We start from the raw sequence: 13,181 nt of genomic DNA, 5'->3' as shown, positions 1-13,181 counted from the left end.
ATTCAGAGGACTAAACGCGGGCGTCAGTAGGCCACCGCCCCTTCCGGCATCGGCTCGAACCGGGCGTGCCTGCGGGTGAACGTCGCGGTGCCCGACGTCAGGGAACGCAGGTCGATCGCGTAGCGCAGCAGCTCGACAGCGGGCACCTCGGCGCGGATGATCGTGCGGCCGCCTTCACCCGATTCGGTGCCGAGTACGCGGCCGCGCCGGGACGAGAGATCACCCAGCACGGTGCCCAGGTGCTCGTCCGGAAGCCGTACGGCCACCTCTTCGAGTGGTTCGAGCAGCGCGATCTTGCCCGCCGCGGCGGCCTCCTTCAACGCCAGCGCGCCGGCCGTCTGGAACGCGGCGTCCGACGAGTCGACGCTGTGCGCTTTGCCGTCGACCAGGGTCACCCGGATGTCGATCAGCGGATGACCGTCGACGAGTCCCCGCTGGGCTTGCGCCCGGACTCCCTTCTCCACGCTCGGGATGAACTGGTGCGGTACCGAACCGCCGACGACCTTGTCCACGAACTCGAAGCCCGACCCCCTCGGCAGTGGCTGGACCTCGATGTCGCAGACGGCGAACTGACCGTGCCCGCCGGATTGCTTGACGTGCCGTCCGTGCCCGCGAGCCGGCCCGGCGAACGTCGAACGCAGGCTGATGCGGACGGGTTCGGTACCCACGTCGGCGCCTCCCGCGCGCAGCCGCGACAGCACGACGTCGGCGTGCGCCTCGCCCATGCACCACAGCACCAGCTGGTTGGTCTCGGCGTTGCGGTCCAGCCGGAGCGTGGGGTCGCCCGCGACCAGCCGGGACAGATTACGCGCCAGCGTGTCCTCGTCGCTGCGGGTCTTCGCGACGACGGCGACCGGCAGCAACGGCTCCGGCATCGCCCACGGCTTCATGATCAGCGGGTCTTCCGGTGAGGAAACGGTGTCGCCGGTTTCCGCCGAGCCGACCTTGGTGAGCGCGCAGAGGTCGCCCGCGACGCAATACGGGACTTCGCGCAGGTTCGCCCCGAGCGGGGAGTACAGATGCGCGACCCGCTCGTCGGCGTCGTGATCCTCGTGGCCGCGTTCGGCGAGGCCGTGGCCCGAGACGTGCACCGGTCGTTCCGGGCGAAGGGTTCCGGAGAACACCCGCACCAGCGAGACCCTTCCGACGTAGGAGTCGACGGCGGTCCGGACCACCTCGGCCGCCAGCGGGCCGTCGGGGTCGGCACGGAGCCCGGCGTGCGGCTCCCCGGTGGGCGAGGTGACCTCCGGCGGGACGTGCTCCAGCGGCGACGGGAAGGCGCGCACGATCCCGTCGAGGACTTCGGCCAGTCCGACCCCGGTCGTCGCGCACACCGGGATCACCGGATGGAAGGAACCACGCGCGACGGCGGTTTCGAGGTCGGCGATCAGCGTGTCCTCGGGGATCTCCTCGCCGGAGAGGTATCGGTCCATCAGGGACTCGTCTTCGCTCTCGGCGATGACCCCTTCGATCAGCTCGTTGCGGGCCTCGGTCATCCGGCTGAGCTCGGCCTCGTCCGGCTCGCCGATTTCGGGCGGGAAGCCCTGGGAGTAGTCGAAATAGCGGCGCGTGATGAGCCCGACGAGCCCGTCGCGCGCGGGCAGGTACAGCGGCAGGACGCCGGCGCCGAAGGCCTCCTGGCAGGCCGCGATCTCGCCTTCGGGGTCGGCGCGGTGATGGTCCAGCCGGGAGACGACCACCGCCCTAGGCATCCCGACCGCGGCGCACTCCTCCCAGACCGCGACCGTGGCCGCGTCGACGCCTTCCGCCGCGCAGACCACGAACAACGCCGCGTCGGCGGCGCGGAGCCCGGCCCGCAGCTCACCGACGAAATCGGCGTACCCGGGGGTGTCGATGAGGTTGATCTTGTGGTCTTGGTGCAACACCGGCGCGACCGAAAGGCCGACCGACCGCTGCTGCCGGACCGCGGCGGGATCGTGGTCGCACACCGTGGTCCCTTCCACCACCGAGCCTGCCCGCGTCACCGTGCCGGACGCGGCGAGCAAGGCCTCGGCGAGCGTCGTCTTGCCCGATCCAGAAGGGCCGACCAGGACGACGTTGCGGACCTTCGCCGGGTCGTCCACAGCGACGGCGGCCCCGGAGTCTCCGTTCTTGCTCTGTTTGTCGGCCATGCCGATCTCCTCACCACACGATGCCGCGTACAGGTGTGTCCTCGATCACACACCCGCGACGGGCGTCGCGGCAAGGCGACCGGCGAGGGACCGCCCGAATGTCGACGCGCCGTTATGCTCGATGGCGGACACCCGGAGGCGGATCCGACGGTGGGGGATGAGCGATGGAGCTCGACAGACGCACGGTGTTACGGCTGGCGGGGGCGGTCCCGATGATGGCGGCGGTGCCCGCCGCGATCCCCGAGGGCGGTGGTCCGTGGGAGCGGCTGCGTGCCCGGTTGGCGGGGGAACTGTTCCGGCCCAGCGACCCCGGCTACGACGAAAAGAGGCTCGGGTTCTTCAGCCTCTACGACCATCGGCTGCCCGCCGGTGTCGCGGTCTGCGCGAACGAGGACGACGTCCGCCGGTGCGTCGATTTCGCCGCCAGGCAGCGGATTCCGATCGCGGCCCGGTCGGGCGGGCACAGTTACGCCGGTTATTCCATAGTGGACAAAGGGCTCGTCGTCGACCTGTCCCGGCTGAACGCGGTCCGGATCCTGCCCGGTGGCCGGGCGGAGATCAGGGCGGGCGCGCAGCTCGGCCGGGTCTACGAGGCACTTGCGGCGGCGGGTCGCGCGCTGCCCGCCGGTAGCTGCCCTCAGGTCGGCATCGCCGGGCTGACCCTCGGCGGCGGGATCGGGGTTCTGGCCCGAAAGTATGGCCTGACCTGCGACAACGTCGAGTCGGTGCGTTTCGTCGGCGCGGACGGGAAGGCCTGCCTGGTGTCGGAGGAGACGGCGCCGGACCTGCTGTGGGCGTTGCGCGGCGGTGGCGGCGGCAACTTCGGCATCGTCACGTCGTTCACCTTCCGCACGGCGGCGGCCAGGACGCTGACGAACTTCAACCTGGTCTTCCCGCCCGCCGCGCTGGCGGCTCTCGTGGCGGCCTGGCAGGAGTGGCAGTCCGCGATGCCGGACGAGTTGTGGTCGGGGATGGGTCTCGGTGCCGCGGCCGCGAACTGCGGTGGGTGTTTCGTGGGCTTCGCCGCGCAGGTGAACCCGTTGCTGGACGATCTGGTCCGCCGCGTCGGCGTCCAGCCGCTCCGACGCGAAGTGACCGAACAAGGCCACTTGGCCACGATGCGCACCTTCGCGCAGGAGTCCGCCTTCCCCGCCGCGGTCGCGCAGCGCGGCGAGTACGTGGCCACTTCGCGGATGCTGACCCATCCGGTGCCCGATCCGGACGCGCTGGCGGCGTTGCTGGCGAGCGATCCGCAGCTGTACTCGATCGTGGACGGGTACGGCGGCGCGATCGCGCGGGTGCCAGCGAGCGAGTCGTGCTTCCCGCACCGGTCCGCGCTGGGCAGCGTCCAGATCATCCGTGGTCTGGAAGGCGGCGAGGCGTACGCGCGCCAGGTGATCGGCGGGGTCCGTGACGAACTCGGCCGCGAGTACGGGCAGGCCGGGTACATCAACTACATCGACCCGGAGATGCCTGAGTGGGCGAAGGCGTACTACGGCGAAAGCCTGCCGCGACTGCGCCGAGTCGCGCGGAAGTACGACCCGGACGGCCTGTTCGCCTTCGAACAGGGCCTGGCCCGCTGACGCGTTTCGTCCTCTGGATGCGGTAGTTCGACAGCGAACCACCGCATCCAGAGGACGAAACGCGGGGGAGAGGTGCGGGCCAGATCACCCAGTGGACTGCTGAAATCGCCGCGAACTGGCCTGCTTCAGAGGTCCAAAAGCGGCCTACCCTCGGAGGCGTCACCCTCACTCGTGCGCTTTCCGAAAGGTCCAGCAGTGTCTGACGACTCCACGAACACGGCCACCACCTCGCTCACCGGCACCGCCCGGGTCAAGCGCGGGATGGCGGAGATGCTCAAGGGCGGTGTGATCATGGACGTGGTCACCGCCGAGCAGGCGAAGATCGCCGAGGACGCCGGTGCCGTCGCGGTGATGGCGCTCGAGCGGGTCCCCGCGGACATCCGCGCGCAGGGCGGCGTCGCCCGGATGAGCGACCCGGACCTGATCGACGGCATCATCGAGGCCGTCTCGATCCCTGTCATGGCGAAGGCCCGCATCGGCCACTTCGTCGAGGCTCAGCTGCTCCAGTCGCTCGGCGTCGACTACATCGACGAGTCCGAGGTGCTGACCCCGGCCGACTACGAAAACCACATCGACAAGTGGGCCTTCACCGTGCCCTTCGTCTGTGGTGCCACCAACCTCGGCGAGGCGCTGCGCCGGATCAACGAGGGCGCGGCGATGATCCGGTCCAAGGGCGAGGCCGGCACCGGCGACGTCTCGAACGCGACCACGCACATGCGCAAGATCCGCGCGGAACTGCGCCGCCTCTCCTCGTTGCCCGAGGACGAGCTTTACGTTGCGGCGAAAGAACTCCAGGCGCCGTACGAGCTCGTCAAGGAGGTCGCCGCGAAGGGCAAACTCCCCGTCGTGCTGTTCACCGCGGGCGGTATCGCGACCCCGGCCGACGCCGCGATGATGATGCAGCTCGGTGCCGAAGGCGTGTTCGTCGGCTCCGGCATCTTCAAGTCCGGCAACCCGGCGCAGCGTGCCGAGGCGATCGTCAAGGCCACCACGTTCTACGACGACCCGGACGTCATCGCGAAGGTTTCGCGTGGCCTCGGTGAAGCGATGGTCGGGATCAACGTCGACGACGTGCCCGAGCCGCACCGTCTCTCCGAGCGCGGCTGGTAAGCCAGAGTCGTTCGAGAGGCCCCGTGGACGTCCGTCCATGGGGCCTCTTCCGCGTTCTGGACACTCCGGGGGACACCGCTAGGGCAACGACTGTCGCCTCAGGACCGCGGGAACGATGGGGGAGTGCCGGTATGCCTGGCTGACTTTGACCAGCCAGGCAGTCTCTGCGTCGAAGTTCTCTTCCTGCCGCAGCCGCGGTGCAGGGGGCGCGGTGATCGAGGCAGATCCGCTGTGGGAATGCGCCGACACCGCGGCGGCGATGAGCGCCGCCTCGGCGACCGCCTGCGCGTCATCGTCGGTCAGCCCGGACCGCATCGCTTCCCACTTGGCGAGGTGGATCGTGTTCTCGTCGAGGTGGTCGCGCAGCGGACCGACCAGTGCGTCGCGGATGCCGATGACTCGGTGGCGCAGCCGGGCATGAGGGCCGCGCGGGGCCGCGACCGGAATGGCCGTGCGCGCCGGTGCGAGTGCTTCCCACAGCGGGGTCAGATGGCGGTAGGCACGACGCTGGTGCCGGTACCGGGCGACTCGCGGTCCCCAGGACGGGATGGTCATACCGATCACCAGGAAGCAGACCCCTGGAGCGGAGAACAAGAACTGGATGCCGTGTACGCCGTTCTCTTCGTACGGCAAGTCGTACCCCAAGCCGACGATTGTCTGGTAAGCCACCTTGTGGATCAGCATGACCAGCCAGATCAGACAGCCGAGCCCCATGAAGCGCACCCCGATCCGCAGATAGGTGCTCTCGATGGTCATCCCACGCCACCGGACGAGCAAGACGTCGACCAGGACGATGATGTTGTGCGTCTCCCAGATCAGGTCGTAGACGAGCACTCCTGGATCATGGGTGCCGCTCGGCCCGACGATCGGCAACCCGATGCGCAGCGGTCCGATCACATAGCCGATCAGCAGCAACGGGAGAGCGACCCCGAACAATGCCCTGCCGAAACGCAGACGTCGTCGTAACCGCCCCGCCGGGGCGGAGACCCGGATGACGAAGATGTGGGCGTAGAAGGACATGGCCATCCACGCCACGTGCTGGATGACCTGCGGCAAGCTGGGAACGCGGCCGAGCAGGTCGTAGGCCAGCCAGTAGGCCGGAGCCCAGCCCAGGAGATAGAGGGCGAAGAGGTTCACCATCGTCAAGGACAAGGCCCGGCCGGCGGGGGCCTTGTTGTCTTCACGCCAGGTCGTGGCCCGGTAGACGACGGCAGCGGCGATGGCTGTCAGTGCGATGAGATGAACAACGCTGGCCACCGGCATCCAGGCATCCCCCAGGGTCCGTCACCGTTCCAGCGCCTGACTCAACCGGGCACTCATCTCGGTCGGTTCCCGGCACGGACGACGCGGTCGCGTCTCGATGATCTCGGAAATCAGATAGGCCACGGTCTCCGCTTCGGCCTCGTCCTGAGTGGTGAAACCCGCGTGCTGCCGGGCCAGCATGATCTTGAGCGTGGTGCCGCTCAGGTCGGGAAAGATGCCCGCAAGCACCGACTCGGGGCGCTCAGCGCCGGGATGCTCACAGAGGATGTGGCCCAGTTCGTGGAGGACGATATGCGCCTGGTGCACGGGCGTGGTGTCGCGCTCGTAGCAGACGTAGTCAGTCGAGGATCCCGACATCCAAAGCCCGCAGGCGCCCGAGGCCGCCATCGGCAGCGGCAGAAGCGCGATCGGCCTGCCCCGTTGTTCCCCCACTTGAGCGCACAATTGCAGGACGTCGCACGAGTCCGGTACCACCAGTTGACCCACCACCTGCCGACACCGTCGTTCGATCCCGCGGGATCCGCGACGCCACCTCAAGTTCGACGCCCCCCAGCGTTGTCGGAGTCGAGTCCTTCCAGCTTTCGTAGCTGTTCGGTCATGGCCGTGACGGTTTCCAGACTCCCATCGGACAGACCGACCATCCTAGCGGCCACCCGGGCGATTCCGGCGTCCCGCAACAGTGCGGCCAACGCGATCTGAGCGCTCACCTGTTCGGACGGCTCGTCGTCCAGGAAATAGACGGCCGAGACGCCGAAGAACTTGCCCAGCTTCTCCAAGGTGTCCTTGGTGGGGTTGACGTTCTTCCCGGAACGCAGCGCGGAAAGCAGTCCAGTGGAGAGACCGGTGGCCTTCGCCACCTCGGGATGGGTGAAGGGTTTCCGGTCGCGTGGATGGACCTCCCGGAACAGGTAGTCCACTTTCTCGGCCAGGGTCCGCGGGACCGGCTGCTCGTTGTCCACGGACAACCTCCGCTCCACGTGGATCAGTAGACTGATCGGCCTTCAAGGACGATATCAGTCGGGTCGATCGCCGCAGATCGTTCTGGTAAAGCACTGTTGCCCCGATGCGGGCGGGCAGTCGGCTCGCGAGAACCACTGAAATGACTGAGCATTGTAGGCCAGTCAGCTTATTGACCACGTTGGAACCGGGTCACTACAGTCGATCGTGTCATCAAAGTGATCGAGGATGGCGTTCCAGTCATATTATCTGCTTCGTGGGGCTGTCCGGAAATCGATCGCGCTGTGCGTCCACTCGTTCTCGTGGAGGTTGATCATGAACGGATCGGGAAGAACACGTTCGAGGAGTGCATGGGGCCTCGCCATGATGGTGGGGGTGACGCTGCTTGCCGGCGCTCCGGCCGCCACGGCCTCGTCGGGGGACTCGGCCGAGGGATCCTCGGTGTCGCAGGGAATCCGGCAGGCGGCAGGCTGGAACGACTGTTACAACGGGGAGATGTGCCTGTTCCAGCACGCCAACGGCGAAGGAACCATCGTCTACTGGCTCCCGAACCAGTACAACGGCGACTTCCGGACCATCTCGTGCAGCGCGTGCGGTGGGACCTTCGACAATCAGGCGACCTCGTGGTGGAACCGTACGGGCCAGAACTTCTGTGTCTCCGACGGCTACTGGGGAGGCAACCCGGACAACACCATGCCCGCCGGCACCAGCGGCAACTTCACCCCCGACTGGAACGACCGCGCCTCGTCGATCGGCTACCAGGGCTGTCCCTAGTGGACGGTTCTCTTCGTCTCACGTGGTGAGGGCGCTTTCCCCGCATCGTATGCGGGGAAAGTCCCCTTCACGACGGCCGCGGCCAGTTCCCGCTAGTCCGATCGGCGGGCTTCGCGGGTCTTCTTGGTGAGCGACTTGCTGACGTAGATCAGTCCGCCGGTCAAGACCACGATGTCGTCGAAGTAGACCGGGTCGGGCAGCAGGTCGAATGGGAACACCGTGTAGGCAAGGGAAAGCCAGTAGGTGACCTTGGTCGGCACCGGCGTGTCAGGCCGATGGACCTGGCGATGTTTCCTGACCAGTTTGACCAAGAGGAACAGTGTGATCAGGACGAAGGCGATGATCACCACAACGGCCACGACACCGAGCGTCGTCCACAGAGACTCCACGCGATCCCCTCTCGCCATGACGACAACCGGAGCACGGCGCCGACTACACGGTAGTGGACCGCGTGTCGGCTCGCGGACACGATGCTTTCCGCCGGACTCTGCGTCCCCGCCTGGTCGGCTGGGCGAAGTTGCACCTGCTGCGCGAGCACCGGCGAAGCGCGACGTCGTGTCGAGCATCGCGGTGTTCAGTTCGCCGTTGTTGTCGGTCTCACCGTCCCGCGTCCATCAGCGAGTGGGGCCGTTCCTGGTCAGCACGCTTCCCTGCGCTGCGGCACTGAGCGTCGTGGTCCCGTCTTCGCCGATCACGTACAGGTCGCAGCGGCAAGTCGCCTGGCGCCGGCCGCTGTGCAGGACCCGCGCCTCCGCCACGAGCCGGATTCCCTGTGCCGGCCGCAGGTAGTTGATGCTGAAGCCGCCGGTGAGGACGTCCGGACCCAGGGTGGTCCCGGCCGCGAAGGTGATCGCGTTGTCCGCTGCATAGGCGAGCACGCCGCCGTGGAGATACCCGTTCTGTTGCAACAGATCTTCGCGGATGTCGAGTTCCAGGGTCGCGGCACTGTTCCCGAACGAGGCCACCCTCGCCCCGAGCAGAACGCTGAACGGTTGCGAGGCGAGGCCCTTCCGGGCGTCTTCGAGAGTCAGTTCGGTCATCAGGCCACCATCCTGCCATCGGACCACTTCTCCGGAACCCGACCTATCCGGACATGTCGCGCTATAAGGTCCGGGCATGAGCCAGACGATCCAGTTCACCGACTTCAACTTCAAGCTCGCCGTGGTCCAAGAGCTGATGTACAACCAGGAACTCCTCCCGAAGTTCGACCTGCGGGAGTACGCCGCCGAGAAGGGCTTCACCTACGACGCCGGGAGCGTCGAGGCGGTCCCCGAGGCGTCGGCCTACTTCGAGGCGCTCGAGGTCCCCGCCGAGCTCGCGGAGAAGATCACCGAGATCGAGATGGACGGCGGCAACGAGATCTACCTCGAGATCGCGCCGAACTGGGACGGCGAGGACTCCCTGTTCGACGTCGACGAGTTCGCCGACGTCGAACACTTTCCCAACCTGAAGTCGATGACCTTGCTCTTCACGGGCAACGAAGCGGCGCTGGAGTCGTTGCGCGCCCGCGGTATTGAGGCGGACTGGCTCTGATCGGCGACGAGCGTCAGGACCTGGTCCAGCGTCCGGTCGGCAGCGCGGGAACCCGGTGCCCGCGGTGACCGGTCATCTCCTCGTTCGCGAACAGCGCGTTGAGCACCGCCTCCTCGGTCGCCTGCACGACAGCCTCGAAGAAGGGATCGAGCCTGCCCCACGGGACGAAACGCATGGTTTCGTACTCGGCTTCCTCCGTGCGGGGGAACCGGCTGGTGAGCGCTCCCGGATTCGCCGTGCTGAACGCCAGGAAGAGGTCGCCGGAGAAATGTGAACCCGCGGTTCCCGTGCGGGCGAGGCCGAGCGGGACCCGGCGGGCGAGCGACGTGCATTGGCCGGGCAGCAGGGGAGCGTCGGTGCCGATGATCACGATCACCGACCCGGCACCGGACGGCGCCGTCCATGCCTCCTCCATCGGGTTGTCGGCGCCGAGTTCGGCTCCGACGTGCTCGCCCGCGACGGTGAGCTCGCGGCGTGAGCCGAAGTTGGCCTGTACCAACGCTCCCACGGTGTACTCGTCGTCCCCATAGGACACGACGCGGGAGGCCGTACCGGTGCCGCCCTTGAAGCCGTAACAGGTCATCCCGGTGCCGCCGCCGACGGAACCCTCGCTGACCGGACCCGGCCGCGCGGCGTCGATCGCGGCGATGGCGTGTCCACTGTGGATGGTCGGCGCGGTGCTGTCGTTCAGGTAGCCGTCCCAGGTCTCGGCGACCACCGGCAGCAGCCATTCGGCCGCGACGTCGGGTCGCTCGCGGACGACCCAGTCGATCGTGCCGCGGTGGCACGCGCCGACGGCGTGCGTCGAGGTGATCAGCACCGGCAGGGTCAGCGACCCGGTCTCGGCCAGCCACGCGGTGCCGGTCATCTCGCCGTTGCCGTTGAGGGCGTACGTCCCGGCCGCGCACGGTACGGCGAAGTCCTCGCGTCCGCGCGGCAGGACGGCGGTGACGCCGGTGCGCACCGACTCGCCCTCGACGAGGGTCGTGAAACCGATCTCGACGCCGGGGACGTCGGTGAGCGCGTTGTGCTCGCCGGTCCGGCCGGGCAGCGGGACACCCAGGTCACGGGCGCGGGTCATGAACGGTCCTCCAAGGAGTTCGAGGTGGCGGTGCGGGCATAGGAGAGCAACATCGCTTCGGCGGTGGCGGTTTCCATCGTCGGCACGGCCTGGGTGAGGTGCAGGCCGTAGCCGTCTTCCAGCGCGACGAGGTTCCGCGCGATCGACACCGGCTCCGCGGTCAGGGTGAACTCGCCGGTGGCCGCGCCGGCTTCGAGGATGCCGGTGTAGATCCGGACCTGCTGCTCGTAGAGCGTGATGTGCCGGGCGGCGTACGCGGGATCGCGGCGGGCGATCGTGCCGAGTTCGTAGAGCAGCACGCAGAGTTCGTCGTCGGGACCGGTCGGCAGACCGCTGCGGATCATCGCCAGCAGCCGGTCGGACGGCTTCGTCTTCGCGCCCGCGGCCTGCTCCCTCGCCGAGCAGAACCGCGCCACCGCCTCGCGCTGCACCTCTTGGAGCAGATCCGCGAGGGTGGGGAAGTAGTACAGGACCGAACCCGGCGACAGGCCCGCGCCCTCGGCGACGTCCCTCAGCCGCAGGTTCAGCACGCCGCGTTCGAGGACGGCTCGTCTGGCCACCTCGATCAGTTCGGCTCGTCGCTCCGGTGCCTTGCTCGGTCTCGCCATGTCCCTCATTCTTCGAATCTTGTTCGAAAAACGCAAGAGCTGCGCGCGATCAGCCCTTGACGTCACACCGTGGAGGGCCTTTGATGCGTGCTCAACAGTTCTTCGAAGGAGATTCAAGGAACCCACCTTGTAGGAGGTCGGCCGTGTCCACTCCCGCCCTGCGCCGCGGTCTGCGCACCCTCGGCACGCTGCTCATCACGCTCTCCGCGATCAGTCCCGCTTCGTCGGTCTTCATCATCGCGCCGGGGGTGCTCTCCGGCGCCGGGACGGGCGCCTTCTACAGCTTCGTGGCCGCCGCGGTGGTCGGTGTGTTCATGGCCTTCGTCTACGCCGAACTCGCGTCGGCCTTCCCGCTGGCGGGTGGCGAGTACGCGATCGTCACCCGCACGCTCGGCCGCTTGCCCGGCTTCGCGGTACTCGGCCTCATGATCATCACGCAGGTGCTCATCGTCGCGGTGATCGCGCTCGGCGTCGGCACCTATCTCGGCGTGCTCCTGCCCGGGGTGCCCGGCTCGGTGATCGCCGCCGTGACCTGCGTGGTCGCGGCCGTCGTCGGGGTGTTCGACATCAAGCTCAACGCCTGGGTCACCGGGATCTTCCTGGCGATCGAGATCCTCGCGCTGATCGTGGTCAGCGCGCTCGGCCTGCTGAACCCGGCGCGCTCGTTCACCGAACTGCTGGCCCATCCGGTCGCCTCGGACGGCGGCCCGGCCACGGTCGGCGCCATCGCGATCGCCACCTCGGTCGCGATCTTCGCCTACAACGGCTACGGCTCGGCGGTGTACTTCGGCGAGGAGACGCAGGACGCCTCACGCGGCATCGCCCGCGCGATCCTGATGGCCCTCGGCATCACGGTGCTCGCCGAACTGATCCCGGTGACCGCGGTCCTGCTCGGCGCGCCCGATCTGAACGCGCTGTTCACCTCGGAGAACATGCTGTCCTACTTCATCGGCTCGCGCGGCGGCGGGACCCTCGACACCGTTATCGGCCTGGCGGTGGCGCTCGCGATCATCAACGCCGTGCTGGCGATCGTGCTGATCAGCTCACGGATGCTGTTCAGCAGCGGCCGCGACCGCGCGTGGCCGTCGCCGGTCAACCGGGCGCTCGCCTCGGTGCACCCGAAGTTCGGGACGCCGTGGGTCGCCACCGTCGGCACCGGGCTGGTCGCCGCGTTGCTCTGTTTCGTCGACCCGAAACTGCTGCTGGTGGTGACCAGCACGTCGATCGTGGCCGTCTACGCGGCGCTCTGTCTCGGCGCGATCGTCGGAAGGCGCACCGGAGCCACCGCGCACGCGAAGTACCGGATGCCGTGGTTCCCGGTCGCGCCGGTGCTGGCGCTGGGCGTCCTCGTGTTCGTCGTCTACCAGAACGTGCTCGACCCGGCGGTCGGACGGCCGAGCCTGATCGTCACCGCCTGCGTCGCCCTGCTGTCGATCGCGTACTACGTCCTGGTGCTGCGGCGGAAGGGCGACTGGAAGCTCGCCGAGGTCACCGAGGAGAAGGCGGAGGAGCCGGCCTGATCAGGTGTACTCGGCGATCTCCACGCCGTACGTGCCCGGTTCCAGCGCCTCGAAGATGTGCGGCACGTCGCCGGGGTAACAGATGTAGTCGCCGGGCAGCAGTTCGATCGGCTCGTCCAGCGGCCCGACCTTGGCGCGGCCCGCGCTGAGGACAATGTGCTCCACGATGCCGCTCATATGCGGATCCGAAAGCCGCGGTTTCCCGGGCTCGGCGCGAATCAGGTACACGTCGCGCCGGGCGCCGGGAGGGCAGGAGCTGAGCAGCGTGCACGCGTAATCGGCGTGTTCGGCGAACACCGTCGGGCCGCTGCCCGAGCGGATGACCTGCACGCGCGGGCGTTCCGGCTCGACCACCCGCGAGAACGGGACGTCGAGCGCGACGCACAGCGCCCAGATCGTCTCGACGCTCGGGTTCCCGGTGCCGGACTCCAGCTGCGAGAGCGTGGATTTCGCGATGCCCGCGCGTTTGGCGACCTCGGTGAGGGACAGCCCGGTGCGGGCACGTTCCCGGCGCAGGGACATGGCGATGACGTCCAGTGGGGCACCGTCGGACGCGGTCGGGGACATGCGTTCGCTCCATCGGTCGTTGCGTTCGCCTTGACGAACACGGCTGCGTTCGT

General features: G+C 68.1%; 14 protein-coding genes. 5 read left to right on the top strand and 9 right to left on the bottom strand.

The annotated features are described in order from the left end of the window. Positions 1-23 precede the first annotated feature (23 nt). Complete coding sequence (locus DMC64_RS27695) at positions 24-2,132, bottom strand: elongation factor G-like protein EF-G2 (protein WP_037338979.1); 2,109 nt, start codon at positions 2,130-2,132, stop codon at positions 24-26. 164 nt (positions 2,133-2,296) lie between these two features. Between DMC64_RS27695 and DMC64_RS27690 the strand changes: the two genes are divergently transcribed. Together DMC64_RS27690 and pdxS are read left to right on the top strand one after the other, a co-directional pair. Then, complete coding sequence (locus tag DMC64_RS27690; protein WP_125735902.1) at positions 2,297-3,715, top strand: FAD-binding oxidoreductase; 1,419 nt, start codon at positions 2,297-2,299, stop codon at positions 3,713-3,715. A gap of 195 nt (positions 3,716-3,910) precedes the next feature. Next, the gene (gene pdxS / locus DMC64_RS27685) at positions 3,911-4,825 is read left to right on the top strand and encodes a pyridoxal 5'-phosphate synthase lyase subunit PdxS (RefSeq protein WP_016334773.1); all 915 of its coding nucleotides are present in this window, start codon (positions 3,911-3,913) and stop codon (positions 4,823-4,825) included. Between the two features lie 78 nt (positions 4,826-4,903). Here pdxS and DMC64_RS27680 read toward each other — a convergent pair whose 3' ends face one another. Genes DMC64_RS27680 through DMC64_RS27670 form a run of 3 tightly spaced genes read right to left on the bottom strand, consistent with a single transcriptional unit; the run spans position 4,904 to position 7,047 of the window. Continuing rightward, positions 4,904-6,088: an MAB_1171c family putative transporter gene (locus tag DMC64_RS27680; protein ID WP_125735901.1), complete on the bottom strand. Its 1,185-nt coding sequence runs from the start codon at positions 6,086-6,088 to the stop codon at positions 4,904-4,906. 21 nt (positions 6,089-6,109) lie between these two features. After that, a complete protein-coding gene (locus DMC64_RS27675; protein ID WP_052120600.1) occupies positions 6,110-6,577 on the bottom strand; it encodes a hypothetical protein in 468 nt (155 codons plus the stop codon). Positions 6,578-6,621: 44 nt separating this feature from the next. After that, on the bottom strand, positions 6,622-7,047 hold the full coding sequence (locus tag DMC64_RS27670) for a helix-turn-helix domain-containing protein (RefSeq protein ID WP_125735900.1): 426 nt from the start codon (positions 7,045-7,047) through the stop codon (positions 6,622-6,624). Positions 7,048-7,420: 373 nt separating this feature from the next. Here DMC64_RS27670 and DMC64_RS27665 point away from each other — a divergent pair, with 373 nt between their 5' ends. Then, positions 7,421-7,819, top strand: coding sequence for a peptidase inhibitor family I36 protein (locus DMC64_RS27665; protein WP_158634259.1), 399 nt, complete (start codon positions 7,421-7,423; stop codon positions 7,817-7,819). A 92-nt stretch (positions 7,820-7,911) separates the two neighbouring features. Here the strand turns inward: DMC64_RS27665 and DMC64_RS27660 are convergent, their stop codons facing one another. Both DMC64_RS27660 and DMC64_RS27655 read right to left on the bottom strand, forming a co-directional pair. Next, a complete protein-coding gene (locus DMC64_RS27660) occupies positions 7,912-8,208 on the bottom strand; it encodes a YkvA family protein (protein ID WP_037338967.1) in 297 nt (98 codons plus the stop codon). Between the two features lie 225 nt (positions 8,209-8,433). Beyond that, positions 8,434-8,859, bottom strand: a complete 426-nt coding sequence (locus DMC64_RS27655) for a PaaI family thioesterase (RefSeq protein WP_125735898.1) — start codon at positions 8,857-8,859, stop codon at positions 8,434-8,436. A gap of 76 nt (positions 8,860-8,935) precedes the next feature. Between DMC64_RS27655 and DMC64_RS27650 the strand changes: the two genes are divergently transcribed. Further along, the gene (locus DMC64_RS27650; protein ID WP_125735897.1) at positions 8,936-9,352 is read left to right on the top strand and encodes a hypothetical protein; all 417 of its coding nucleotides are present in this window, start codon (positions 8,936-8,938) and stop codon (positions 9,350-9,352) included. Between the two features lie 13 nt (positions 9,353-9,365). Here the strand turns inward: DMC64_RS27650 and DMC64_RS27645 are convergent, their stop codons facing one another. Both DMC64_RS27645 and DMC64_RS27640 read right to left on the bottom strand, forming a co-directional pair. After that, positions 9,366-10,433, bottom strand: coding sequence for a P1 family peptidase (locus tag DMC64_RS27645; RefSeq protein ID WP_125735896.1), 1,068 nt, complete (start codon positions 10,431-10,433; stop codon positions 9,366-9,368). Then, positions 10,430-11,041 carry a TetR/AcrR family transcriptional regulator gene (locus DMC64_RS27640; RefSeq protein WP_125735895.1) on the bottom strand — a complete coding sequence of 204 codons (612 nt, stop codon included), beginning with the start codon at positions 11,039-11,041 and terminating at the stop codon, positions 10,430-10,432. Before DMC64_RS27640 ends, DMC64_RS27645 begins: the two co-directional genes overlap by 4 nt. A gap of 143 nt (positions 11,042-11,184) precedes the next feature. Here DMC64_RS27640 and DMC64_RS27635 point away from each other — a divergent pair, with 143 nt between their 5' ends. Next, the gene (locus tag DMC64_RS27635) at positions 11,185-12,561 is read left to right on the top strand and encodes an APC family permease (RefSeq protein ID WP_125735894.1); all 1,377 of its coding nucleotides are present in this window, start codon (positions 11,185-11,187) and stop codon (positions 12,559-12,561) included. Here the strand turns inward: DMC64_RS27635 and DMC64_RS27630 are convergent, their stop codons facing one another. Then, positions 12,562-13,128: a helix-turn-helix domain-containing protein gene (locus tag DMC64_RS27630; protein WP_037338954.1), complete on the bottom strand. Its 567-nt coding sequence runs from the start codon at positions 13,126-13,128 to the stop codon at positions 12,562-12,564. Positions 13,129-13,181: the final 53 nt, after the last annotated feature.

The sequence above is a fragment of the Amycolatopsis sp. WAC 04197 genome (genome assembly GCF_003947475.1).
GTDB lineage: Bacteria > Actinomycetota > Actinomycetes > Mycobacteriales > Pseudonocardiaceae > Amycolatopsis > Amycolatopsis japonica.
Note: the sequence above shows the minus strand (reverse complement) of the source record. Positions and strands in the feature narration are given on the sequence as shown.

What these genes read in the sequence shown, in the direction of transcription:
- DMC64_RS27695 (WP_037338979.1), bottom strand. Translation starts at nt 2,132, where the DNA reads ATGGCCGACAAACAGAGCAAGAACGGAGACTCCGGGGCCGCCGTCGCT.
- DMC64_RS27690 (WP_125735902.1), top strand. Translation starts at nt 2,297, where the DNA reads ATGGAGCTCGACAGACGCACGGTGTTACGGCTGGCGGGGGCGGTCCCG.
- DMC64_RS27680 (WP_125735901.1), bottom strand. Translation starts at nt 6,088, where the DNA reads ATGCCGGTGGCCAGCGTTGTTCATCTCATCGCACTGACAGCCATCGCC.
- DMC64_RS27655 (WP_125735898.1), bottom strand. Translation starts at nt 8,859, where the DNA reads ATGACCGAACTGACTCTCGAAGACGCCCGGAAGGGCCTCGCCTCGCAA.
- DMC64_RS27650 (WP_125735897.1), top strand. Translation starts at nt 8,936, where the DNA reads ATGAGCCAGACGATCCAGTTCACCGACTTCAACTTCAAGCTCGCCGTG.
- DMC64_RS27645 (WP_125735896.1), bottom strand. Translation starts at nt 10,433, where the DNA reads ATGACCCGCGCCCGTGACCTGGGTGTCCCGCTGCCCGGCCGGACCGGC.
- DMC64_RS27640 (WP_125735895.1), bottom strand. Translation starts at nt 11,041, where the DNA reads ATGGCGAGACCGAGCAAGGCACCGGAGCGACGAGCCGAACTGATCGAG.
- DMC64_RS27630 (WP_037338954.1), bottom strand. Translation starts at nt 13,128, where the DNA reads ATGTCCCCGACCGCGTCCGACGGTGCCCCACTGGACGTCATCGCCATG.